This is a genomic window from Streptomyces stoeckheimensis, from assembly GCF_045822005.1.
Taxonomy (GTDB): domain Bacteria; phylum Actinomycetota; class Actinomycetes; order Streptomycetales; family Streptomycetaceae; genus Streptomyces; species Streptomyces stoeckheimensis.
On sequence record NZ_CP169550.1, the window covers coordinates 4269544 to 4293289 of the forward strand.

Consider the following 23746-nt stretch of genomic DNA (forward strand, 5'->3'; position numbering starts at 1 on the left):
CGCCGGAGGCGTACGGCACGGTGCAGACATGCCTCTGCTGCTACGCCTCCCCGCCCTGCCGGGGCCCCGGCCCCGGCCCCGGCCGGCCCGGCCGTCGGCCAAGCGGGTGCTCGACCTCGCCGGAGCGGCGCTCCTGCTCGGGGTGCTCCTCGTCCCGCTGCTGCTGGCCGCAGGACTGCTGTACGCGACCCAGGGCGCGGGCGTCCTCGTGCGCGAGCCGGCGGCGGGCCTGGCCGGGCGGCCCTACCGGGCATGGCGCTTCCGCGTCGGCAAGGGCCGGGCCGGGGCGGCGCTGGAGCGGTGCGCGCTGGACGGACTGCCGCAGCTGCTCAACGTGGTGCGGGGCGAGATGTCGCTGGTCGGGCCGCGCCCGGGGAACGGCCTGTCGGACCGGCCCGAGCGGCTCCTCGTACGGCCCGGGATGACCGGGCTGTGGCAGGTGAGCGCACGTTCGGACCTGCCGTGGGAGGAGATGGACCTGCTGGACCGGCACTATGTGGAGAACCACTGGCTGGGGATGGACCTGGCGATCCTCGCGCAGACCCCGCGGGCCGCCTGGCGGCACGGACGGCCCTGAGGCGGAGCCCGGGCGGGGCGAGGCGGGGGCGAGGCGGGGGCGACGCAGGGGCGGCGCAGGGGCGAGCGACGCAGATCACCGCGCGCTCGGCTACATTGCGGCGTCGGGACTGGGTAACCTCAAGCCTTGACTGGATAAGTTACCGCTTAGTAAGTGCCGCCCGAGGAGCCCTCCCATGCAACTCGCCGCGATCATCGTGTCGCTGGTCCTGACCGTGGTCGGCGTCGCGCTGCTCGCCCGAGCCGTGGCGCAGATCTACCGCTTCGTGAAGCTCGGACAGCCCGTACCGGCGGGCAGCCGTACGGACGACCCGAAGTCCCGAACGCTCACCCTTGCCCGGGAGTTCCTCGGCCACAGCCGGATGAACCGCTGGGGCCTCGTCGGCTTCGCGCACTGGTTCGTCGCGATCGGCTTCCTGACGCTGCCGCCCACACTGGTGCAGGCGTACGGGCAGCTCTTCCAGGCCGACTGGGTGCTGCCGATCATCGGCGGCTTCCTGCCGTTCGAGCTCTACATCGAGTTCATCGGCCTGATGACCGTGCTCGGCATCCTCGTCCTGATGGGGATCCGCCTCGCGTCGCTGCCCTCGCGGGCCGGCCGCAAGTCGCGCTTCGCCGGCTCGAAGGCCTGGCAGGCGTACTTCGTCGAGTACATCATCCTGACGATCGGCCTCGCGATCCTGTGCCTGCGCGGCCTCGAAGGCGCGATCCACCACGTGGACTCGTACGAGCCGGCGTACTTCGTCTCGTACCCGCTGGTGCTGGCGTTCAAGGGCATGTCGCTCGGCGCGCTGCAGAACGCCATCTACTTCACCGCGATGATCAAGATCGGCACCTCGCTGATCTGGATGATCGTGGTCTCGCTCAACACCAACATGGGTGTCGCCTGGCACCGGTTCCTCGGCTTCCCGAACATCTGGTTCAAGCGGAACGCCGATGGTGCGACGGCGCTCGGCGCGCTCCAGCCCATGACCTCGGGCGGCAAGGTCATCGACTTCGAAGACCCGGGCGAGGACGACGTCTTCGGCGTCTCGCAGGTCGAGCAGTTCTCGTGGAAGGGCATCCTCGACTTCTCCACGTGCACGGAGTGCGGTCGCTGCCAGTCGCAGTGCCCGGCCTGGAACACGGGCAAGCCCCTCTCCCCCAAGCTCCTGATCATGTCGCTGCGCGACCACGCGCACGCCAAGGCCCCGTACCTGCTGGCCGGTGGCGGCAAGGACATGGAGGGCAACGAGAAGGCGACGCCGGAGCAGCTCGCGAACGTCCCCGCCGCGGCCCTGGCCGAGGCCGAGCGCCCGCTGATCGGCACCGCCGAGGAGAACGGGGTCATCGACCCCAACGTCCTGTGGTCCTGCACCAGCTGCGGCGCGTGCGTCGAGCAGTGCCCGGTGGACATCGAGCACATCGACCACATCGTCGACATGCGGCGCTACCAGGTGATGATCGAGAGCGCGTTCCCGTCGGAGGCGGGCACGATGCTCAAGAACCTGGAGAAGAAGGGCAACCCCTGGGGCCTCGCGAAGAAGCAGCGCGTCGAGTGGACCAAGGAGGTGGACTTCGAGGTCCCGATCATCGGCAAGGACGCGGAGGACCTCTCCGAGTTCGACTACCTGTACTGGGTCGGCTGCGCGGGCGCGCTCGAGGACCGGGCGAAGAAGACCACGAAGGCCTTCGCCGAGCTGCTGAACATCGCGGGCGTCAAGTTCGCGATCATGGGCGGCGACGAGAAGTGCACCGGTGACTCCCCGCGCCGCCTGGGCAACGAGCCGCTCTTCCAGCAGCTCGCGCAGGAGAACGTCGCGATGCTGAACATGGCGTTCGGCGAGGATGACGAGGACCCGGAGACGAAGAAGCCGAAGTCGGCGAAGCGCATCGTCTCCACCTGCCCGCACTGCTTCAACACCATCGCGAACGAGTACCCGCAGCTGGGCGGCGAGTACGAGGTCATCCACCACACGCAGCTGCTCCAGCACCTGATCGACGAGGGCCGCCTCACGCCGGTGACCCCGGTCGACGGGCTGATCACGTACCACGACCCCTGCTACCTGGGCCGGCACAACAAGGTCTACACGCCGCCGCGCGAGATCATGTCGGCCGTGCCGGGCCTGCGCCAGCAGGAGATGCACCGCCACAAGGAGCGGGGCTTCTGCTGTGGCGCCGGTGGCGCGCGCATGTGGATGGAGGAGCGGATCGGCAAGCGCATCAACAACGAGCGCGTCGACGAGGCCCTGTCCCTGAACCCGGACATCGTCTCCACCGCCTGCCCCTTCTGCCTCGTCATGCTCACCGACTCGGTGAACGGCAAGAAGAACGAAGGCCAGGCGAAGGAACACGTCACGGTGGTCGACGTGGCGCAGCTGCTGCTGGAGTCGGTGAAGACGCCGGAGCCGGTGGTCGAGCCGGAGCCCGAGCCGGAGCCTGCGGCGGAGGTCGTGGCGCACGTCGCGGAGCCCGTCGCGGAGCCGAAGGCGGAGGCGCCTGCGGAGGCCAAGGCGGAGGCTCCGGCCGAAGCCAAGGCCGGGGCGGAGGCTCCGGCCAAGGCCGAGGAGCCCGCGCCGAAGGTGGCGGAAGCCCCGGCCGAGCCGGAGACCGACGCCGAGGCGAAGTAGCCCGCGCAGCACCGAACGCCGGAACGGCCCGTCCCCAGTGGGGGCGGGCCGTTCCGCTGTTCCGGGGTCCGGTCAGGCCCGGTCGGACCGGCTGCGGCGGAGCATCGCGAAGCCGAGGCCCGCGGCGCCCACCGCCGCCATGCCCCCGCCGGCGGCCAGCATCAGCGTGCCGTCGCCTCCCTCGGCGGACACCGGCGCGACACCCTCCGCACCGGCCTTCACGCCGCCCTTCGGCACGACCCGCTCGACGGCCTTCTTCTCGACCGGCTTGGCGAGGGGCTTCGCGTTCTTCGCCGAGCCCTTGTCCACCTCGTACTTGTCGATCAGCTTGCCGCTGGTGAAGTCGTAGACCCAGCTGTTCCCGCCGTTCCTGCCGTCGATGACGACGAACTTCACGCGCTTCCCGTCCTGGACGAGCTTGTACGTCCAGCCGTCGTTGGTCGTGGTCGGGTGCTTCAGGTCGATCGTCCCGAGGAGGTTCCCGTTCGGCATGGAGATCTCGACGCGCTTGCCGTTCGGGCCGTCGATCAGCTTCGCGTTGCGCCCGTCGGGCATGGCGACCTGGACGACGTTCTCCTTCTTCTCCACCGGCTTCGGCTTCTCCACCGGCTTCGGCTTCTCGACCGGCTTGGTCGCGCCCTCGATCCACGAGGTGACGGTGCCGTTCGGCTGGAGGACCACGTGCAGGCCGTTGTTCTGGCCGCTGGCGGGCTTGCCGCCCTTGCTGACCAGGGTGTCCAGCTTGACGTCGCCAGCGAAGATCTCGGCCTCGAAGTGCCCCTCACCGATCTTGTAGACCTTGGCGACCGATCCGTCGGCCAGCTTCACGGTCGTGACGTAGGCACGGACCGAAGGCTTCACGGGCGGGGTGGTCGGAGGCGTGGTGGGCGGGGTCGTCGGCGGCGTGGTGGGGGGCGTGGTCGGCGGGACGCTCGGGTCCACCTGCGGCTGCTGCGGGTCGACGGACGGCTGCTCGACGCCGGGCAGGACCTGCGGGTCCGGTACCGCCGGGGAATCCGCGAAGGCGGAGCCCACCGGAAGGGCGAGGACGGCGGCCGCACCGGCCACGACGGCGGCGGTACGGAGGGTGGTGCGACGGTGCGGGCTACGCATGACGGGGCTCTTCTCGTGCTCGTTCGGCTTCGTGGCGGTGGCTACGTCTACGAAGCTACGGAGCCGGTATGTCCGTATTCCATCGGAGATGTAACGGACATCGGCAGACTGCCGCGCAGCCACGTAACCCACCCCGAACCGACCTCGAACCCACCCCTCCCCCACCCTGAGAAGGCCCCCCAGGTACCCCCTAGGGGATGTCACAGCTCAGCCGCAAAGGGGGCTTCTTCCCCCGGCCCGGCCACTCGCCCGCCCGGGAGCGGGTACTTTCGATCACGTGGCTGGATTCAGGATCGGACGCGGCCGGGACAACAACCGCACCCCGCAACAACCCCCGCGGCAGCAGCCGTACGGCTCGCAGCAGGCGCCCCAGGCGCCCGCGCCGTACGGCCAGCAGCCCTACGCACCCCAGCAGTGGCCGCAGCAGGCCGCTCCCGGGGGCCACGGCGAGCCCGAATACTTCGACCCGCACGGCGGTCACGCCGGTCAGGGCCAAGGTCAGGGCCAGGGATACGGCTACGGCCATCCCCCCGTCCAGGGAGCCGGCGGCCCGAGCGACTCACCCGGGTACACCCAGGCCTTCGCCATCGGAGAGGACCCGTACCCGTACAACCAGGGCGCGACCTACCAGGCGGGCGCGGCCCAGGCCGCCGCCCCCACCGGTCCGCGGCTGCCGTGGAAGGAGCTGATCCGGGGCATCGTGACCCGCCCGGGCCCGACCTTCCTGCAGATGCGCGACTACGCCGTCTGGGGGCCGGCGCTGATCGTGACCTTCCTCTACGGACTGCTCGCGGTCTTCGGCCTCGACGACACCCGCAAGGACGTCATCAACGCCACCCTCTCCAAGGCCGTCCCGATCGTGCTCTCGGCGGGCGTGGCCTTCGTGATCTGCGGCCTGGTCCTCGGCGCCGTCACCCACACGCTGGCCCGCCAGCTGGGCGGCGACGGGTCGTGGCAGCCCACGGTGGGCCTGTCGATGCTGGTCATGAGCCTGACCGACGTCCCGCGCCTGCTGTTCGCCATGTTCCTGGGCGGCGACAACATGCTCGTCCAGATCCTCGGCTGGGCCACATGGGTGGCGGCCGGCGCGCTCTTCACCTCCCTGATCAGCAAATCGCACGACCTGCCGTGGCCGAAGGCCCTCGGCGCGTCGGCGATCCAGCTGATCGCCCTGCTGTCGATCATCAAGCTGGGCACGATCTGACACCCACGCACACACGGAGGGGCCCGCCGCGCACCGCGCGCCGGGCCCCTCCGCACACTCACTCGTTCTCCCCGCCTCAGGCGTCGAGAACCTGTCCCTCACGCTTCACGACGGGCGGTTCGACCGACCAGGGGAAGTTGACCCACTCGTCGGTCTTCTTCCACACGTACTCGCACTTCACGAGCGAGTGGGACTTCTCGTAGATCACGGCGGACCGGACCTCGGCGACGTGCCCGAGGCAGAAGTCGTGCACCAGCTTGAGCGTCTTGCCGGTATCGGCGACGTCGTCGGCGATCAGCACCTTCTTGTCGGTGAAGTCGATCGCCTCGGGCACGGGTGCCAGCATGACCGGCATCTCCAAGGTGGTCCCCACCCCGGTGTAGAACTCCACGTTCACCAGGTGGATGTTCTTGCAGTCGAGGGCGTACGCCAGACCACCGGCGACGAAGACGCCGCCGCGGGCGATGCTCAGGATGATGTCGGGCTCGTAGCCGTCGTCGGCGATCGTCTGCGCCAGCTCCCGCACGGCCCGCCCGAACCCCTCGTAGTCGAGGTTCTCGCGCACTCCGCCGCTCACTCCGTCACTCGCTCCGTCACTCATGCCTCGTGCCTCACCTGGGTCCGGTGGAAGTTCTGGAAGGACCGCGAGGCCGTCGGGCCGCGCTGGCCCTGGTACCGCGATCCGTACCGCTCGCTCCCGTACGGGAACTCCGCGGGCGAGCTGAGCCGGAACAGGCACAGCTGCCCGATCTTCATACCCGGCCAGAGCTTGATCGGCAGCGTGGCGAGGTTCGACAGCTCCAGCGTCACGTGCCCGGAGAACCCCGGGTCGATGAACCCGGCGGTCGAATGGGTCACCAGCCCCAGCCGGCCGAGACTGGACTTCCCCTCCAGTCTGGAGGCGATGTCGTCGGGCAGCGAGATGACCTCGTAGGTCGACGCGAGGACGAACTCACCCGGGTGGAGGATGAACGCCTCGTCCCCCTCGGGCTCGACCATCCGGGTCAGGTCGCTCTGCTCGACAGCGGGGTCGATGTGGGCGTAGCGGTGATTCTCGAAGACCCGGAAGAACCGGTCGAGACGTACATCGATGCTGGAGGGCTGCACCATCGACTCGTCGAAGGGGTCGATGCGAACCCGTCCGCTGTCGATCTCGGCCCGGATGTCTTTATCAGAGAGAAGCACGTCCCGAGGATACGCAGAGCGCGCGGGCCGCCCCAATCGAGGCGGGTCCCCGCGCGCCGGTGTCTACCGCTTCGGCGCCGCTCCCACGGGCACGGCGTGCCGCAGCCGCGCACAGCGCGGGCACCGCAACAGCCGCCCCGGCCCGATCCGGCCGGCACCGAGGTGCTGCAGCGGGAACGAAGCGGTGCTGAACACGTGCCCTTCGGCACAACGGACGACGGTGTGCTCCATCGAGTCCCTTTCCCCAACCAGCCGTACTGCGATGAATCGCCACATTAGGGGATGAACAAGACCCACTCCAGCCGCCGCTCCGCACGCACACGGTACGCCCCAACTCCCGCCCCCACGACCCTCCGTACACCCCGTACGCGACACCACCCCCGGGACGAATTCACCAGGGGAAGATCATGGGGTAGGGTGAGAAACGATAGCGCTCCAGGCAACTGGGCCACTATGCGGATGTAGTTTAATGGTAGAACATGAGCTTCCCAAGCTTATAGCGCGGGTTCGATTCCCGTCATCCGCTCTTGCAAGAAGGCCCAGGTCACCGACCTGAGCCTTCTTCGTTGTCTAGACCTCTCACCCCTCGCCGTGCCCTCCGCGTGCCCCAACTCGCAGGAACGCCCTGCTCGGAGGGCTTTCCACGCACCGCCTGCACCACTCGGACGCGGAACCGTCTCGGATCGCGAGACGCATTTAATGTGACCTGCACCACATGGGCGCTCGGATTCGCCCGTTCGCAACCCTGAAGGCAGCCCTCAACAAGCACACTTCCGCCGCCAAGGCGGCGTCGCGCGCCCGTCGCCCCGGGCCTGCGCTCCTGTCTGAGCCCCGCTCCAGCCCGGGGCGCCGGCCGCGCGCCAACGTGGCTAAGGGCTTGATGGGGGGCAGCTGGGCCAGGCAGTCATCCGCAGGCAAGAACAGATGCCTCCGGCGGGGGCGCTCAGGCTCCGGGATGGCGGGGGCTCAGTGGGCGAGTGCCGGCCGGTGGGGTGTAACCGGTGGGGACTCCCATCCCCGTCTACCGTCGACACAAGCAGAGCCGAGCAGACACGGCACCGGGCGTCCAGGTCGTTCGTACAGTGGCGCGCTCCACCCGGACGCCGAGCACCGCGCCGGCTCCACGGTGAGTGGGTCGACGGCAGACGGGATGGGAGTTGAGGTGATCCTGTGCGTCAGACGAGGGGGCCAACCCTCATGGCTTCTAGTCGAATCGGAAACCGAAGAGTCCTCCCTCATCGCCTTCGTCGGTCAGCCGAGTATCCAAGATATACGGATCGGCATCGAAGGCCCCATCGCTTTGCGTTTCCACAGTTGCAAGGAAGTCTGAGTTGAGCGTCACAATATACTGAAATCCATGCTGTTCAGCCAGCCTCGCGCCGATATTGAGGCATGAGGCGACCTGCCGCCCATCGATAGCATCGAATAGGTGACTGTCATGAACCAGCACCCGCGGCGCCCTCTCAGCATTAATCGCTGCAATTTCACAGACAACGTCAAGCATGAAAGTCTCAACACTCCGGACGCCGACACTTGCATCGCCTGAAATCCTTGTCTCAATACCGAGAAGGCCTTTCGGGGTAAGCGAAACCAAAAGCGATGCTTCACGATCTGTATAGATCTCTGCACCAAGCTCGCTGAAGAGCAAGATAGATTCGTCGAGCTTCTCTTCGCGTTCGTTCATTTCGATTCGAACGGAAGTAATAAGCTCGGCTGTCCGAAGTTTGACAGTGTCATTAATCGTGCTGATCGAATTAGCGTCCTCGAGTCGCCTCTCCAAATCGGCAATAGCCGCTTCCTGCTTAGCGAGATCGCGCTGCACGCTCATAAAGGTATCGAGCGCCACGGTCTCTTCGAGTATCTGCATAACCTGCGACCTCGAATTGTCGAGCGATCGACGTTCAGTGTCAATATTGCTCAGGCGGGTTTTAACCGCTTGAAGTTCTTGCTCCAAGAATGAGCGGCGATTTCTCACCACAGACTCATGGAAAGCCGCGACTTCGTCGTACCTCCTACTTACCGTGTCTGGCAATACGAGACCGATCTCGGAATAAACGCGAGCGAGTTTTGCTACCAGATCGCTGCTTTCAGACGCCCCTATTTCGTCACGCAAGGTGTCGTCAATCTCGCGCGACCTACGCTGGAGAGCCAGGGCTTCATCGTTGAGCCTCTGAATTGAAGCGCTCAGATGGTCAGCTTCTTGTTGATGGCTGGCATACTGCTCGTCAACTTTGAACGATCGAATGCTAGATTGCATCCGATCCCTCTGGCGGCGTGCTGTCGCGAGCTGAGCACGGAGGGCTGGCTCATCAAGCGAGAGATGTGCAATTGCGCCATCCTTAACTGCCTTACGGATGGCTTTGCCCTGTTTGGTGAGGCGGTCTAGGTCGCCAGCCTTCCCCAAAATCTCCGGAGATAGCCCCAACATAAATCCGATCCTAACACCGGATTCCCAGTCAGCTTCGGCCTGGTGGCCTTTAATTGGATTTCCGAAATAGGTGCGAATAAGCTGGCCCCAAAGCTGACCAGCGGTCGGGCGATTCACATCCGCAGGAATATGGAAGACGTGGCGAGCCAGCAGGCGCCGCCATTCGTCAACGTGAAGATCGTGAGACCCATCAGTCGCCGACCAGCCGGACACGGCTACTCGCGTGGTCGGAGAAATGGAGCGAGTGACAGTCACTGTTTCGCACGGTCCGCCGCCTCTCGGGGGGAGGCTGAGATTGGCCGTGAATTTGTGACTAGACAATTCGGGCGCCTTGAAATCAGATGGCAAATCGCCACCCAAGACGTACCGCAAAATCTTGACGAAGCTCGTCTTTCCGATACTGTTGCGGCTGTCGCCCTGCTCCGATGCTTCTGTTCGATCCGCAACGAGGATATTCAACCCATTGCGAAATGTGAGGGTTCTGAACCGGGCGTCAGATGAAGTGAGACTGCTAATAAACACGGGCGGTCCTGATGTATCCGTCATCCGACACGTCCACAACCTTCATGGCGTAAAGGGCTGCAAGTGCGAGAGAGAACCAGTCGAATGTGATTCGATGGGCTCGATTTTCGGCGGCCTGGCGCGTATTATATCTCTCCCACAAGGCCGATACTGACATTGGGTCGCGGAGGTCCTCAAGAATCTCCGAACCGATCGTCATTAGGGCGCGTCCGGAGGACACCCCCTTAGTTGGCAAGAGCATCAGAGGTTTCCCCTCCGGGCGCAGTGCCTCCCGGCGGAGGCATTTCGAAAATGTGGCACGAATCAAAGAAGTATGAAACCACCGCGAAAGCGGCGTTGGCACGCTTTCCGTCCATTCGGAAATTGGCGCCTGCCACGGACACGTAGAGCCGCTCAAGAATCTCCGCAGGCTCTCCCGTAACGGCCCTTGCATCCCTGTACAGGGAACGGAACCTCTCGCCCTGCGCATCGTAGAGACCGGGATCCGAAGAATCTGCGTACCAGCGATCTATACGCGGGGCCAATAGGCGCCCTGAATTAAACTCCAGGCGGCTCGCTTCGGGGAGCTCGTTGAATTCCATTTTGGTGGGAGGAACCGGCAAGACGCTGCCGCCGATCTCGGTGGTCGAATCGGCGGTTCCGAGAGATTCGAGGAGCGGAAGAAGATCCGCTAGTTCCACGTTCTCGATCCCGGGTGCACCAGGGAAGAGGGAGTCGAGTACCTCGACATCGAGTGTGCCGACTACGTCGGTCCAAAGCCTTTCCGAGTTAACGGCTCGGATGGTCAGTGGCCTCTCGCTACTGGGACCATGTGCCTGCTGAAGCTTGGTAATGCACCTCAGCGCCTCCGGGCCCATCGGTGCATTTGTGATGAATTTCCACGTGTGGAAAGTATCCCACTGGTCTGTTCCACGCTCGAAATCCGAGTCAATCTTGTTAGCTAGTTCGCGCTCGGCATTGCGCTTTGGCCTCTGTCCATAGCAGGCGTAGAAGATCGTCCCAGACTCGGCAAGGCCATCGCAGCCACCATCTCCGAGGGATCCCGACGGGGCCGGGTTCAAGAAGTCGTCATGGAATCGAGCCAAGACTGAGGAAACATATGTTTCGAAGGCAGTTCCAGATTGAAAACATGCCTGCTGATGACGGAAGTGATACCAGTCGCGCCAGTTCGGCGTAAGTAGCACCATCGCCTCCGTCGTTGTCATAGCGCCCCATCGCGGGTCGCGTCCATCCAGGCTACCGCCGCACGCCTCGGGTTCGACCTGCTATTTGGTGAACCCTGCAGTCCGCACCCACCATGTAGCTCGTCTGAGCGTGCAGGCGAAGTAAGGGCCGACAGCTAGCCAAGTATCGGCTCCTCCGGCGGTTCGATACCAGGTCTGCGGCTGGTGAAGCTGAGCGGTCGGGAGGCCCCATGTGCAGGAAGCCGTAGCGCCGCGGGGCCTTGTCGGACAGTGCGGCCTATATGTGGACGCAAGCGACTGCGCAGCGCGCCATCAACGCTCTGATCTGTGAAAACACCCCAAGATCACGGGGCCTCCGGAACCGTGTGTTGAACCCGTCGTAGGTCGCGGCCGGGACAGGTCTGGGCCGTCTATGGGCCGTCGGAGGGCGGCCGAGGGCGACTCGCAATGACCAATGACGGTTCCTCAGATGCTGGCTGGGGCAGGAGCTGTAGAAGGTCTCCCTGGCAGGCTGAGGCGGGCATGACTTCCACACTGCTCGCGGGGCCAAGTTGGCAACGGCGCGGCACTCCCCCCTACGAGCTCGTAACACGATCATGAATCGTGTTTCTTGAGGCGTCTCCAGCAGATGAGACTGCAGGCGAGGGAGACGAACGCGTCGTGGAGTTCGGTGCGGCGTTCCCAGCGGACGGCGAGGCGTTTGAACTGATGGAGCAGGGCGAAGGTCTGCTCCACGACGTAGCGGAGCTTGCCCATGCCCTTGATGTTCGGTGCTCCCTTGCGGGAGATGACCGGCAGGATCCGGCGTTTACGCAGCTCTTCCCGGTTGGGGTTGGAGTCGTAGCCCTTGTCGCCGAGCAGAGCGTCCGGGCGCCTTCGGGGACGGCCGGGGCGGCCCGCCACTGGCGGGATGCCGTCGACCAGGGCGAGGGTCTGGGTGACGTCGTTGACGTTCGCCGCGGTCGTGATGACCTTGAGCGGGGTGCCGCGTCCGTCGCAGATCAGATGGTGCTTGCTGCCCGTCTTCCGCCGGTCGACCGGCGACGGACCGGTGTCGGCTCCCCCTTTTTCGCGCGAATGTGAGAGCCGTCCACGCAAGCCCTGGACCAGTCGAGCCGGCCGGCCCCGTTCAGCTCGGCGAGCAGGATCCGGTGCAGCTGGTCGAAGACCCCGGCCTGCTGCCACCGCTCCAGGCGCCGCCAGCAGGTCTGTCCCGAGCCGAACCCCAGCTCAGATGGCAGGAGTTGCCAGGCAATGTCGTTGGAGAGGACGTACAGGATGCCCTGCAGACACAACCGGTCTGCCACCGGCCGCGGCCCTGGCGACCTCGTCGGCCAGGGCGGCAGCAGCGGCTCGATCAGTGCCCACAAGTCGTCGTCCACGATCCACGGCCGAGTACTCACACACTCACGAACGGCCGAATCATCACACCGGTTACGCCCGACCAGGGCATCTCACCAAGATCCTGTTACGAGCTCTACGCCCCTGAATGCCACCGAAGCCACTCCCCGCCGAAGTGCAGGCGAACCTACCCCGACTCAGCAGATGATCACGAGTGGTGACAAGTAGGTGACGCGTTGTCAGTGGCGGGTGCTTTCATGGATCCGGTGCGCAGGGAGGCGCATCACGACTGGTGGGGGGATGCAGCTGTGCCCTGGATCAATGAGTACTTCCGGGCAGACGGCACTCGGGTCAAAGGCCATGGCCGGCTCCCTGCCGGGGCACGGCGGGAGACCGCGCTGCTCGGCCTGATCGTCGCCGGAGTGATTGTCTTCGGGAACGGAACAACATCTGCGGGGGCCGGTGCAGGCTCGGGTCAGGAGTTACCCAGGCCGCAGTCGACGGTGGTCTATCCGATCAAGTGGCCGGCCTGGCGGAACCAGCAGGCACCGCTGCCGCAGCCGACAGTCTCGTATCCGATTATCTTCCCCAGCGCAGGGAGCGGCCGGTGACCCGCCGCCCCGCTCGACGCCGGCCGAACCGAGGCAGTCGGCCGCGTAAGCAGAAGGGCTCCGACTTCCAGTTCTTCTTGATGATCGGCCTGGTCGGCGTTTGGGCATCCGGCTTCCTCATGTCGGTGCAGTCCTGGTTGGCCGACCACCTTTGGGTCCTCGCTCTCCCGGTCGCAGCTCTAGCGGGCGCGATCGCCGTGGGGATGCACCTGCAAAAGGAGCGAGCCCGCCAGGAGGCCACCCGAGCCCAGGGACTCCGGTACCTGGTGGAGCACCTGGACGGCCTGCACTACACCCAGTTCGAATACGCCGTGCGAGACCTACTCCGTCGAGACGGCTGCCAGGACGCAGAGCAAGTCGGTAGAGGTGGCGACCAGGGAGCCGACGTAAAGGCCACGGACCCCTTCGGTCGACGTTGGGTGATCCAATGCAAGCACCGCAAGGACGGCTGGTCCGGGTCCGCGGTCGGCACCCCCGACCTCCAGCGCCTCAACGGCACCGGCCGCCAGATCCACAACGGCGACGTGATCGTCATGCTCACCAACGGCCGCTTCTCCAAGAAGGCCCCCGGCTTCGCCAAGTCCCAGCGCCTCCACCTGGTCGACCGCCACCTCCTCGCCCAGTGGGCCAGCGGGTCCCGCCCTCTCTGGGAACTCCTCCGCGCCGTCCCGCCGCCCCGAAGGCCAACCTCGCCCCCTTGATGCTCCTGTCGAGCTTTAGGAACACGTTGGAGCTGGCCTCGTTCTGTCGGTTCGGCGCAGCGTGAGCGGGGCGAGATGGCACCAATGCTGCATCCCGAGGGTGAAGGGCCAGGTCCGTGAGCCAGACAGGTGCGTCGCCGCCGGGGCGTGAACTGGCTCTCGCTGTCAGTGCGATAAGCAAGACTTCCCACGTGAAAGGAATAGCTGTCCTTGCCGTGCTGGGTGCCGTCTGGTTTTGCTGGGTCAATCCCAGGGTCCGCACGTGGCTCCGTAGCCGAGTCGTCGCGCCCACCTACGGTCGAATACTCGCCGATGTACGCAGGCGACGCCGCGCGCTTGCGCGTGAAGAGGCCGTGCCGCTGCTGGCTGATGCGCGCACGTTGCTGCCAGCCGCCGTCGGGGACCGCGTCCCTGAGCACCGGGGGCTGACACCGTCATGGATCGTCAGATGGTGGTACGCCCAGCAGGTCGCCGTACCGGCCACCATTGCCGCAGCTCTCGTGCTGATCTTGCTTGCCTGGAACACAGACCGAGCCTCTGCCGTTTCTTCTACCTCCGAGTTCTACGTTGGCCTGGCCCATCGGGTGATCAACCTGCGTGAACAGGTTCCGGAAATGGTCCGGTCGTGGCGTACCCCCGGTGACGTGGTCGCCGATCTCCGCTGGCCTGCAGTGATAGTGCTCCTGCTGCCCGTTATCCCGGTGATCCTGCGATCCACTCACTCGCTCTCCGAAGGTAGGGAACAGCGCGAGGCTCGCGAGAAGAAGGCAAGGAGCCGTCCAGGTGGGGCAGCTGACTACATCGCGTGCTGGCCGGTCGTAGCCCTCACGGTGATGGCCGTACGGTGCGCTAGGGCCCACCAGCGATGGCTGGAGGGCACTGGTGGTGATGCCAATGCCCGGGTCTCCTTGCGGTCGATCGAGCGGGTGATCTGGCAGGCGCACCGGGTTCGCCACGGCAAGATCCGTAACCATCACAAGCGAGCGGTCCAGAATCACGCGGCTCGCGTCGTAGGTGCGCTACGCCGAGTTGAAGCCGAGCAGGATGTTGATCCCGTAAGGGCACTGTCGGAACTCACTGTCATGCTGGTCACGATCGCTGAGCGCTATGCCGAGGGACGCGTGGGCTGTCTCCTGGATGAATCGCAGATCGGCGAGGTCGAGCACGTCATGCCACGCGAGCGTCTCCGGATGCTCGTGATCGGCCCTGTGCTCGTTGCCGCAATGACGGCCGGGGCGCTGGCGGGCATCCCCGACGGCGCCCTCGTTGCACTCCTGCCGGTCGTGATGGTCACCCTGGTAGTCGGCATCTACAGGGGCAAGGCCCCCGGACCGTCAGACTTGGCCGACCTCTACATCCCCCGGTAGGCATCGGGCTGCGGTCAGAGTCTTTGGACATGGCGTTGATGGCCCAGTCGGGGCCGTGGCGGCATTGTGCCCCCACGGCCCCTAATCGTCAGGCCCCTCGAGCCTGCCTTGATTGGACTTTCGGCTTCTCACGGGCCGCTCGGACCCGTGCGTCGATGCCGCCGGCGACCTCCTGCTGACGTTCGTCGTCGGAGTGCTGATAGATCATCGCGGCCTTCTCCGAGGACTGGCCGGCGCGGACCATCGTGTCCTTCAGCGTGGCGCCGGACTGCGTGGAGAGGGTGTGGCCCGTGTGGCGCAGGTCGTAAAAGCGGAAGTCCTTCGGCAGGCCGACCTTGGCGCGAGCCTTGGCCCACTTGCGGCCGAATGACGTGCGCCGGAACGGCGCTCCCTTCTCCCCTACGAACAGCAGCCCGTCAGGCTCCTTCTCCGCGAACCAGTCCAGGTGCCGCTTGACCTCCATATAGAGGAAGGCCGGCAGGTGGATGGTGCGGACGCCCGCCGCCGACTTGGTGTCGCCCTCGACGCGGCGGCCGGTGTTCAGCTCCGGGGCCGCCTCCGTGATCCGTACGGCGAGGGGATCCAGGCTGACCGAGGTCCGGCGCAGGGCCGCCTGTTCCTCCGGCCGCATCGGCCCGTAGGCGCAGAAGTAGACCATCAGCCGCCAGCGCGGGCCCATGGCCTCGGCCAGCGCGTCGACCTGGGCGACGGTCGCGGTCGAGCGCTCCTTCGCCTGCTCGCTGCCCGCGCCCCTGATGCGGCACGGGTTGCGGCGGATCAGCTCATCGTCGGTCGCCGTCTCCATGATGGCCTTCAGCAGCCGGTAGGACTTGGCGACCGTCGTGGCGCCGGTGGCGGAAAGCCGCTCGGCCCGCCAGGTCCGCACGGCCGGCGGGGTGATCTCGTCCAAGTCGAGGTCGCCGAAGCCGGGGAGGACGTGCAGGCGAAGGAGGCGGCGATACAGCTCGTCCGTGGTGGCGGCCAGGCCCCGCTCGTCGACCCACTTATGCGCGTATGCCTCGAAGTTGACCTTGCCCACGTCGGGGTCGGTCCAGTGGTTGCGCTGGATGTCCGCCTTGGTGAGGGTGAGCCAGTCCTGCGCGTCGGTCTTCGTCGCGAAGGTCTCCGGGGCAGTACGACGGCTGCCGTCGGGCGCCCAGTAGCCTGCCAACGACCGGACGGGAGCTGGCGGGTGCTGCCGAATTCACGCCGTCGCTGCGGCTTGCGGGGCGCCATCAGGCCGCCTTCCCGAAGCGGGAGCGCGCTTCGCGGAGGGTCGGGACGGTGCTCGCGTCGATGTACGCGGCCAGGACGCTGTCGGCGATGCGGACGTGCTTGCCGAACTTGGCGTAGCCGATGCGGCGTTCCTGGATGAGGCGCCGGATGAAGCGGACGCCGGTACCGAGGCGCTCGGCGGCTTGCTCCACGGTGAGGAAGGTGTCGGGGGTGGTCACCTCCTTCGCGGTGCGGGGCCGCTGGGCGGAGGCGTGGGGTATCGCCGTGTGGCGCAAGCAGTGCTCCGTATCTGGCCGCGGCTGAAAGAACTTGGGTGCGGGGGCGGCAACCCCCTGAGAGCCGGACCGGTTCGTCGTTCAGGGATGGGATGGGCCATACGGGCCGATGGCCTGGGGGTTTGCGGGCCCAGGCCGGGCCGGTGGAGCGGTCGGCGGCTACGAGGCCGGCGGCTGACGCGTTCGCGGCCGAGTTCCTGACACCTCAGTCCAGCATCCTGCCCCTGTTGCCCAGGCGGATGGATATCGCTCGGCTGGCGGAGCTGCGAGGGGTCTGGGGGGTCTCCCTCCAGTCGCTCGTCTACCGATGCCGTGAGCTGGGACTGATTTCCGACGCCACCGCCAGCAGGACATACCAGCGTCTGCGCGCGCTCGATGGCCAGCCCGGCTTCACGCCGGAATCGGTCTCGAACTTCTCCGGTGAGCAGCCCTCGCTGCTCGGTCAGGCCTTCGACTTGGCGGCCAAGGAAACGAATCTCTCGGTGTCCGAGCTGGCACATGAACTGGCCTGGGCCAACAGGCGCGTTCGAGATCTGCTCGGCGTCCAGGAGCAACGGCCCGTACTCCACCTCGTTCAGTAGCCCGAAACCTCAGAGCATCGGCACGGTGTTCTCCGACTGCGCCGCGCCTCAAGGACGTTCGGCCTCGGTACGGATGTCTGGGGCCAGGAGTTCGACCGCCTCCAGCCAGGGGAAGCGGTCGGCGCCTCCGCCGGACTTGGGAGGGTGGGGCTGGTAGCTGCTGACCAGGACTCCCATCTCGCGGAGCTCGGCCAGGCTTCTCTGGTACGCCCGGTGAGCGGCGAGGGCGCTGTTCACGTACGGAAGGACCACGGTCGGGACTCCCATGCCGGTGGCCTCGCACAGGATGCCGAGGGCGAGGTTGTCCGCGAACCCGGCCGCCCACTTGTTGACCGTGTTGAAGGTGGCCGGTGCGACGGCGATGGCGTCGGCCGGCGGGAACGGCCTTGCCTCGCCGGGTGAACGCCACGCCGAGCGGATCGGGTACCCGGTCTGGGCCTCGACAGCCGCGGCGTCCAGGAAGCCGAGCCCCTGAGGTGTGGCGACCACACCCACGTCCCAGCCCCGCTCCTGTGCGGCGCTGATCAGTCTGCCGACATCGTCAGCCACCCCGGCCGCGCAAACGACGACGTACAGGAAGGGCTTGCGCTGCGGCTCGGTCACGCGGGTACTCCCAGTCGGCGGCTGAAGTGGTGGAGCTCTGGCAGCGTACGACGGCGGTCCCGGGCGGCCATGTCGGCGACCAGTTCGCGGACGGCAGGACGGCGTACGTCCTGGGCGGCGCAGGTCTCGGCGATCCGCAGGGCCTGATAGCCGTCGGCGAGACGACCCTGCTGGGCGTAGGCCCGGGCGGTCTCGATCCAGAGGGCGGCTCGGCGCTCGGGTACCGGGATGTGGCGGCGCATAAGCGGGCGGGCCGCGTCGAGGGCGATGCCGGCGTCACCGAAGGACACGGCGGCGCTGATTTGGTGCAGCGTGACGTTGGTCGGGCTGAAGTTGGCCCAGACGTCCGGCTGGTCCAGAGTGATGTACTGCGCGACCTCTTTCGCTTCGGCGACGAACTCGCTGGTCGCGGCTCGGTCGCCGGCGCGGCTCGCGGCCGTGACTCCGCGAAGCAGGAGCAGGCCGAGGACGGCGAGATGGTGCGGAGAGCGGCGGTCGTACGAGCCGGTGAGCTGGGAAGCGGTGTGCTGGATCAGCGTGACCGCCTGGCGAGCGTGCTGCTCACGCACCAGGACGTGCGCCTGGAGCCGAACGCTGGCGGCGAGGACGAGCGGGTCACCGAAGCGCTCCGCCTCGGCCATGGCCCGGCCGACGGCGAGCCACGCCGTACCCGCGTCTCCCCGCTTGAGGAAGAGGCTGGCCGAGGTCTGGTAGGCAGTGGCCAGGAAGCGGGACACCTCCTCCGGCTGCCCTGAACTGCGGGCCGCTTGGCGCAGATCCGTGATCAGGCCGGGAAGCGTTCGCTCCAGCTCCGCGTAGTCGCATGTGGTCAGAAGCCGCCGCACGTTCATGGCTCGCTGCCGAAGCTGTTCCGCGGAGGGTGACTCGGTCGTCGAAGCCGGCGGTGCGCCGGGAAGCAGAGCCTGGACCAGGGCCGGATGCGCCGCCGCCACGGGTACGGGGGTAGCGAGCATGGTGACACTGGCGGCAAGCAGGGTACGGCGGCGCAGCATGTCCTCGGTCTCCGGATCGTCGGGCTCGGCTTCCAGGGCGGTCTCCGCCAGCCCGAGGTGGGCCGGCGGGATCCGCAGGACGCGGGCTACTTCTCGGAGGACTCGGATGTCCTCGGTTCCGCGCCCGCCCTCCAGGCGGCTGATCTTCGACTGGTGGTAGCCCAGATCGGCGGCCACGTCCGCTTGTGAGCGGCCCCGTAAGACCCGCGCTTGGCGGAGCAGCTCACCGATGCGGTGTGCCTCGCCCTGTGTGTCGGCCATCTGCGCCACGGCCCCTTCTGCCGAGACCGATCCTGCCTGCTCAACCGAGCCTAGCGGCAGGGAACTTGCCCGCCATGCACAACCTGCATAAGCAATGCAGCGCCCGCACAGGACATCGCGGAGCCCGTCCACGAACCGGTTGCCTGGTGGAACCGCACCCCTCCAGGAGGAGTTGATCGTGGCACTCACCCAAGCCTCTGCATCGAACCCTGAGGTGATCGCCGTACGCCCTGGGAGCCCGCTGTCCGGCTCCGTCAGCGTCGACGGTTCCAAGAACGCCGCCCTGCCGATGCTGGCCGCAGCGGCGGCCGTGCGACGGACGGTTCAGCTGGACAACGTCCCGGCCAGCGCCGACGTCCAGTCCATGCTGGCACTGCTCCAGGGAGCCGGCTGGCATGTCGCTCAGGCCGTCGGGCAGCAGGGCTGCCTGCTGGTCATGGCACCGGAGACCCCACCCACTGCTCCCGATCTGGGCCGTGCCGCGGGTATCCGGGCCTCCTACTACCTGGTGCCCGCCCTTCTCGCCCTACAGGGCAGCGCCCGGCTGCCCTGGCCCGGTGGCTGCCGGATCGGGGAGCGCGGGATGGACCTGCACTTCAAGGTCTACGAGGCGTTCGGCGACCGCGTGACCGTCCAGGACGCCGGTTACATGGTCGAGGCCGGTGAACGGCGCACCGGCGTGGTCTCCCTCGCACTGCCCTTCCGGTCGCGCGGCGCGACGATCGCCGCCGTGCTCCGTGCGGTCGTCTCCGGCCGGGCCTTGCGCCTGGGTCTGCCGAACCTGTCGCCGGAAGTCCTCGCTGTGCTGGACGCCCTCAGCTCGGCGGGTTGGGAGGCCCGGGTCAGTGAGCAGGTCCTCGACCTCACGACCGCGGTGGTCCCCGCCGAGATCCCCGCCTGGCGAGTACCGGGCGACAAGATCGAGGCGGGGACCCTGGCCTGTGCCGTGGCCGCCACCGGGGGCAACGCTCGGATCGAGGGCATCCGCGGGCGCGACCTCGTGCCGTTGCAGGCCGCGCTCCAGCGTCTGGGCATCCCTACCTCAGTCCGAGACGAGGCCCTCCTCGTTGACGGCGGAAACGCCCGGCCGACAGGTCAACCCTTGCGGGCCATCGCTACCCTGTCGCCGGGCGGCCTGGACGCGGACTTCGAGCCCCCGCTGATGGCCCTCGCCCTGAGCCAGCCCGGCACGCACCTGTTCGCCGATTCGATCAACCCGGGCCGCCACGGCAACCTGCTTCCTCAGCTGGCCAGGCTCGGCGCCAAGATCGAGGAGATCTCGCCCACCGAGTGCCGGCTGACCGGGCCGCAGCGCCTGACCGGCGCCGGTGTCGAGGCCACGGACATCCGCACCGGATCCGCCCTGATGGTCGCCGCTCTGACCGCCCGCGGGGTCACCACCCTCGGCGGTGTCGACCAGCTCCGGCGAGGCCACGCCGACCTGCCCGGCAAGCTCCTCCACCTCGGCGCCGACATCTGCGAGGTCACCCCATGACCACGAGCCGTTCGGTGCGCCAGATCATGGCCACCACCGACGTCCACTCCGCCCTCGGCGCGGGCGACCTGCTGCTCGGCCACCTTCACCAGTCGCGAGCGGACAATCTCCTGGTCGACTGCGGTGACTTCTTCGAGGGCACCGGCTACTACCGGCTTGGCCAGGGCGCCCTGGAACGGGAGATCCTGCTCGGCCTGTACGACGTCATCGCACCGGGGAACCACGGCTGGCCGCATTACTTCGAGCCGGTGCTCCGCCGAAGGACCGTGTGCGCGAACACGGTCGACGCCGCGAGCGGCAGCGCCCTCTTCCAGCGCCTGCGCATCGTGGAGGTCGCAGGTCGGCGTACGGCCGTCACCGGGGTGATCGGTCTCCAGGCGTTCGACTCGATCCCCGTCGGCCAGCGGTCCGGACACCGGGCAACCGACCCGGTGCAAGCGCTGCGCGAACTGATGCTCGCGCACCACCACGAGGTCGACTCCTGGGTGCTCCTCAGCCACTCCGGATTCGAGGAAGACCTCAAGCTCGCCGAAGCCTGTCCCTTCCTGGACGTCATCTTCGCGGGCCACTGCCACAGCCGGCACACGGGCCCTGCCCGCGTCGGCAACACCGTCGTCCTCAAGGGCCGCGAACTCGCCGTCGGCTACGCCATCGCGGCGCCCGGTTCCGTCGGCTGGGTCGGACGTACGGCCCTGTTCCCAGACTCCGCCGAGGCCGTAGCACCGGACCTGCCGCTCGAGCTGGCCTCCTTGCGGGACCGCATGGCCACGGTCGAGGCCCAGCTGGCAGAACCCCTCGGACGGATCGCGAAGCCCTACCGGAATCACCAGCTCGACCGCCGGGCCCTCCTCCAGGCCGTCGCCGACCGGCTCCACAGCGGACTGGGCAGGGAGGCGGTCGTTCTGAACGAGACCACCGTTCGCACGACCCTGCTCGGCGAGGTCCTGACCACGGGTGACCTGCTCACCATCGAGCCATTCGCGAACACCCTGGTCGAGGCCCGCGTCGCGCCGGCCCACCGCCACGATCCCGAGGCCCTCATCGCGCACCTCGCCGAACGGGTCGGCCCACTCGTCACCTCCCCCGACCCCCTTCCGGCCGGGCTGACGAGCGTGCTGACCACCGACTACTTGGCCGACAGCTGCCTCGACGGCCGCACCCACCCCGCCGGCCTCGTCCTCGGCTCGGCGATCCGGAGCATGCTGACGAACGGAGACGACCAGTGATCCTGACCGGCCCCGAGATCACGTCCGCGTCGCAGGACGGGCGGTTGCGCATCAGTCCGTTCCTGCCCACCCAGGTCAACCCGAACAGCTACAACGTCCGCCTCGGACCGGTCCTTCTCACCTACACGGAGGAGGTCCTGGACTCCCATCGCCCCAATCCCACGCGCCGCATCCAGATCGGTGACGACGGGTACACGCTGCAGCCCGGCGAGCTCTACCTGGGGCACACCCAGGAGGAGGTGGGCTCCGACTGCTTCGTCCCGCTGCTGTTCGGCCGTTCCTCCGTGGGCCGCCTCGGCCTCTTCGTCGAGATCACCGCACCGATCGGGGACATCGGGTTCCACGGCCAGTGGACGCTGATGCTCACCCCAACCCGTCCCGTCCGTGTCTACGCCGGGATGAGGATCGGGCAGATCATGTTCTTCGTCTCCGAAGGCGCGGTAGACCTGTACGCGGGCAAGTACCAGGCGGCCTCCGGTCCCCAGTCCTCCGCCTACTGGCGCGACCTCGACGCGTCGGAGGCGGCGTCGTGATCCTGACCGGACGTGCCATCGCCGCCGCCCACGCCGCGGGCCACCTCGCCATCGACCCGTACGACCCGAGGCGCCTCTCCCCTAACGCGTACGACTGGCGACTGGGAAGCAACCTCCGGGTCTGCGAGGGGGACCTCGACGCCGCCGCTCCCACCGCCTTCCGCGAGCTCGCCCTCCCCGACGACGGATACGTCCTGGAGCCCGGCCACCTCTACCTCGGCCACACCCTGGAGCGCACAGGCTCCGAGACCTACGCCCAGCTCCTCAACGGCGACCGGACCACCGGATCCCTCGGCATCTGGGTCCACGTATCGGCGCCGCTCGGGCACCAGGGCCACGCGATCCGCTGGACCCTGGAGATCCGAGCCACCCGCCCCGTACGCGTCCGGCCCGGCATGACCTTCGGCAAGCTCGTCTTCCTCCGCACCCACGGCTCCCCCGCCAGCTACCAGCAACACGGCCTCAAGTACCGCACCAGCGAGGGCATCGAGACGTCACGCCTCTACGAGGAGAACCCCGGAGGCCGTCGATGAACGCCCTCGTCGCCACCGCCCTCGACCTGCCGTACCCCAGCCCCGGCGGCAGCGTCGAACTCTTCCTCGACCTCTACACCGGCGCACAACCCGCCATCCCCGCCCGTGCCTTCATGCTCGCTCCCGACGGTCCCCGACCCCGCACGCCCGCCGGCCTCAACCTCCTCCACGCTTCGGGCAAGTCCATCAGCGGACCCGCCTTCAGCCGGTACATCACGAACCTGCGCCACGCCATGGCGACCGCCATCGACCCGCGTCAGATCGGCATCCTGCACCTGCACCACCTCGCCTTCGGCGCCACCCCCGCTCTCCTGCGGGCGCTGCCCGCCCACCCGCGGATCGCGTTCGTCCACGGAACCGACCTGCTGTATGCCGAGAACCACAGCACCCAGCTCCGCGTCCTGCGCGAGGCCGCCTCCGAAGCCGACGCGATCGTCGTCCCCACCGGTGCCATGGCCGACCGCCTCCTCAAGCTCACTCCCAAGACGGACAGGCGCAAGATCGAGAAGATCCCCTGGGGCGTCCCCGACCACCTCCTCACCAGCCCACCACCCCGGCCCGCCCGGCGCCCCGCCAGCCATCTGCGAGTGCTCTTCGCCGGGCGCCTGAGCTCCGAGAAGGGGCTCGAACCCCTCCTGCAAGCCATCTCGGCCACCCCCTCGGTCGAGCTGAGCATCGCCGTCCCGCGCGCCCAGTTCCACGACCTCACACCGGTCATCCGCCAGCATGGCGTCCACGTCCGTTACCTCGGCTGGTTCCGCCGGCAACAGCTCTGGAAGGTCTTCGCCGACCACGACGTCCTTGCCGTGCCCTCCACCACCCTGGAGGCCATGGGGCTCGTCGCGCTCGAAGCCCAGGCCTGCGGACTCCCTGTCCTCTACCAACCGGTCCCCGGACTCAGCGAAGCCCTCTCCGGCAGTGGCCTGGCAACCGACTTCACCAACGCGACCACCGCAGCCCACGATCTCCACCGCCTGCGCACGACCCCCGGCCTGCTGGAGATGCTCCGGGCATCCGGCCGCACCAACGCCGCCCGCTTCCCTCTCAGCACCACCGTCGCAGCCATCTCCGAGCTCGGCCGACGGCTCGCCTGACCCCGCCTGTGGCGCAGCGGGCACTGCCCTGGCCGCGTCACTAACCTGGCCAGTG

Annotated in this window: 21 protein-coding genes, 1 tRNA gene and 1 pseudogene; 12 read left to right on the plus strand and 11 right to left on the minus strand. The window is 67.5% G+C overall.

The features are described from left to right. Nucleotides 1–28 precede the first annotated feature (28 nt). Together ACE1OC_RS19230 and ACE1OC_RS19235 are read left to right on the plus strand one after the other, a co-directional pair. A complete protein-coding gene (locus ACE1OC_RS19230) occupies nucleotides 29–577 on the plus strand; it encodes a sugar transferase (protein ID WP_407838031.1) in 549 nt (182 codons plus the stop codon). A 175-nt stretch (nucleotides 578–752) separates the two neighbouring features. After that, complete coding sequence (locus tag ACE1OC_RS19235; protein WP_407838032.1) at nucleotides 753–3185, plus strand: (Fe-S)-binding protein; 2433 nt, start codon at nucleotides 753–755, stop codon at nucleotides 3183–3185. Nucleotides 3186–3257: 72 nt separating this feature from the next. On the opposite strand, the gene ACE1OC_RS19240 is transcribed toward ACE1OC_RS19235, so the two are convergent. Next, a complete protein-coding gene (locus tag ACE1OC_RS19240) occupies nucleotides 3258–4298 on the minus strand; it encodes a hypothetical protein (RefSeq protein ID WP_407838033.1) in 1041 nt (346 codons plus the stop codon). A gap of 277 nt (nucleotides 4299–4575) precedes the next feature. Here ACE1OC_RS19240 and ACE1OC_RS19245 point away from each other — a divergent pair, with 277 nt between their 5' ends. Next, the gene (locus ACE1OC_RS19245; protein ID WP_407838034.1) at nucleotides 4576–5502 is read left to right on the plus strand and encodes a Yip1 family protein; all 927 of its coding nucleotides are present in this window, start codon (nucleotides 4576–4578) and stop codon (nucleotides 5500–5502) included. A gap of 76 nt (nucleotides 5503–5578) precedes the next feature. On the opposite strand, the gene ACE1OC_RS19250 is transcribed toward ACE1OC_RS19245, so the two are convergent. Both ACE1OC_RS19250 and dcd (ACE1OC_RS19255) read right to left on the minus strand, forming a co-directional pair. Beyond that, entirely contained in the window at nucleotides 5579–6103 is a 525-nt protein-coding gene (locus ACE1OC_RS19250) for a phosphoribosyltransferase (RefSeq protein WP_382980351.1), read from the minus strand. Then, nucleotides 6100–6687 carry a dCTP deaminase gene (gene dcd / locus ACE1OC_RS19255; protein ID WP_243330723.1) on the minus strand — a complete coding sequence of 196 codons (588 nt, stop codon included), beginning with the start codon at nucleotides 6685–6687 and terminating at the stop codon, nucleotides 6100–6102. Before dcd (ACE1OC_RS19255) ends, ACE1OC_RS19250 begins: the two co-directional genes overlap by 4 nt. A gap of 455 nt (nucleotides 6688–7142) precedes the next feature. Between dcd (ACE1OC_RS19255) and ACE1OC_RS19260 the strand changes: the two genes are divergently transcribed. Continuing rightward, nucleotides 7143–7213: transfer RNA gene (locus ACE1OC_RS19260), tRNA-Gly, on the plus strand. 678 nt (nucleotides 7214–7891) lie between these two features. Here ACE1OC_RS19260 and ACE1OC_RS19265 read toward each other — a convergent pair. The 4 genes from ACE1OC_RS19265 to ACE1OC_RS19280 form a co-directional block, all read right to left on the minus strand. Next, nucleotides 7892–9661: an ABC-three component system protein gene (locus tag ACE1OC_RS19265; protein ID WP_407838035.1), complete on the minus strand. Its 1770-nt coding sequence runs from the start codon at nucleotides 9659–9661 to the stop codon at nucleotides 7892–7894. Next, entirely contained in the window at nucleotides 9627–9878 is a 252-nt protein-coding gene (locus ACE1OC_RS19270) for an ABC-three component system middle component 6 (protein WP_407838036.1), read from the minus strand. Before ACE1OC_RS19270 ends, ACE1OC_RS19265 begins: the two co-directional genes overlap by 35 nt. Then, nucleotides 9862–10842, minus strand: coding sequence for an ABC-three component system protein (locus tag ACE1OC_RS19275; protein WP_407838037.1), 981 nt, complete (start codon nucleotides 10840–10842; stop codon nucleotides 9862–9864). Before ACE1OC_RS19275 ends, ACE1OC_RS19270 begins: the two co-directional genes overlap by 17 nt. 573 nt (nucleotides 10843–11415) lie before the next feature. Then, a protein-coding gene (locus ACE1OC_RS19280) for an IS5 family transposase (RefSeq protein WP_407838038.1) occupies nucleotides 11416–12224 on the minus strand; the annotation gives its coding sequence in 2 pieces (ribosomal slippage) (nucleotides 11416–11889 and nucleotides 11892–12224; 807 coding nt in all). Nucleotides 12225–12853: 629 nt separating this feature from the next. Here ACE1OC_RS19280 and ACE1OC_RS19285 point away from each other — a divergent pair. Both ACE1OC_RS19285 and ACE1OC_RS19290 read left to right on the plus strand, forming a co-directional pair. Continuing rightward, on the plus strand, nucleotides 12854–13474 hold the full coding sequence (locus ACE1OC_RS19285) for a restriction endonuclease (RefSeq protein ID WP_407841611.1): 621 nt from the start codon (nucleotides 12854–12856) through the stop codon (nucleotides 13472–13474). Nucleotides 13475–13590: 116 nt separating this feature from the next. Next, complete coding sequence (locus tag ACE1OC_RS19290; protein WP_407838039.1) at nucleotides 13591–14841, plus strand: hypothetical protein; 1251 nt, start codon at nucleotides 13591–13593, stop codon at nucleotides 14839–14841. A gap of 88 nt (nucleotides 14842–14929) precedes the next feature. Here the strand turns inward: ACE1OC_RS19290 and ACE1OC_RS19295 are convergent. Both ACE1OC_RS19295 and ACE1OC_RS19300 read right to left on the minus strand, forming a co-directional pair. Beyond that, nucleotides 14930–16077 (minus strand): annotated as a pseudogene (locus ACE1OC_RS19295) (tyrosine-type recombinase/integrase). After that, nucleotides 16077–16352, minus strand: coding sequence for a helix-turn-helix domain-containing protein (locus ACE1OC_RS19300; protein WP_407838040.1), 276 nt, complete (start codon nucleotides 16350–16352; stop codon nucleotides 16077–16079). Before ACE1OC_RS19300 ends, ACE1OC_RS19295 begins: the two are co-directional and overlap by 1 nt. Nucleotides 16353–16474: 122 nt before the next feature. Here ACE1OC_RS19300 and ACE1OC_RS19305 point away from each other — a divergent pair, with 122 nt between their 5' ends. Further along, nucleotides 16475–16933: an ImmA/IrrE family metallo-endopeptidase gene (locus ACE1OC_RS19305; RefSeq protein ID WP_407838041.1), complete on the plus strand. Its 459-nt coding sequence runs from the start codon at nucleotides 16475–16477 to the stop codon at nucleotides 16931–16933. 48 nt (nucleotides 16934–16981) lie between these two features. On the opposite strand, the gene ACE1OC_RS19310 is transcribed toward ACE1OC_RS19305, so the two are convergent. Next, nucleotides 16982–17536: a flavoprotein gene (locus tag ACE1OC_RS19310; protein WP_407838042.1), complete on the minus strand. Its 555-nt coding sequence runs from the start codon at nucleotides 17534–17536 to the stop codon at nucleotides 16982–16984. Further along, entirely contained in the window at nucleotides 17533–18810 is a 1278-nt protein-coding gene (locus ACE1OC_RS19315; protein ID WP_407838043.1) for a helix-turn-helix domain-containing protein, read from the minus strand. Before ACE1OC_RS19315 ends, ACE1OC_RS19310 begins: the two co-directional genes overlap by 4 nt. Nucleotides 18811–19024: 214 nt before the next feature. Between ACE1OC_RS19315 and ACE1OC_RS19320 the strand changes: the two genes are divergently transcribed. The 5 genes from ACE1OC_RS19320 to ACE1OC_RS19340 are packed head-to-tail and all read left to right on the plus strand — an operon-like array spanning nucleotide 19025 to nucleotide 23691. Beyond that, on the plus strand, nucleotides 19025–20305 hold the full coding sequence (locus tag ACE1OC_RS19320; protein ID WP_407841612.1) for a UDP-N-acetylglucosamine 1-carboxyvinyltransferase: 1281 nt from the start codon (nucleotides 19025–19027) through the stop codon (nucleotides 20303–20305). Beyond that, nucleotides 20302–21531, plus strand: a complete 1230-nt coding sequence (locus tag ACE1OC_RS19325; RefSeq protein WP_407838044.1) for a metallophosphoesterase — start codon at nucleotides 20302–20304, stop codon at nucleotides 21529–21531. The genes ACE1OC_RS19320 and ACE1OC_RS19325 overlap by 4 nt, the downstream gene beginning before the upstream one ends. Further along, nucleotides 21528–22064: a dCTP deaminase gene (gene dcd, locus ACE1OC_RS19330; RefSeq protein ID WP_037793181.1), complete on the plus strand. Its 537-nt coding sequence runs from the start codon at nucleotides 21528–21530 to the stop codon at nucleotides 22062–22064. Before ACE1OC_RS19325 ends, dcd (ACE1OC_RS19330) begins: the two co-directional genes overlap by 4 nt. Further along, nucleotides 22061–22597 (plus strand): dCTP deaminase, encoded by a 537-nt coding sequence (locus ACE1OC_RS19335; RefSeq protein ID WP_407838045.1) that lies wholly within the window; start codon nucleotides 22061–22063, stop codon nucleotides 22595–22597. The genes dcd (ACE1OC_RS19330) and ACE1OC_RS19335 overlap by 4 nt, the downstream gene beginning before the upstream one ends. Beyond that, entirely contained in the window at nucleotides 22594–23691 is a 1098-nt protein-coding gene (locus tag ACE1OC_RS19340; RefSeq protein ID WP_407838046.1) for a glycosyltransferase family 4 protein, read from the plus strand. Before ACE1OC_RS19335 ends, ACE1OC_RS19340 begins: the two co-directional genes overlap by 4 nt. Nucleotides 23692–23746: the final 55 nt, after the last annotated feature.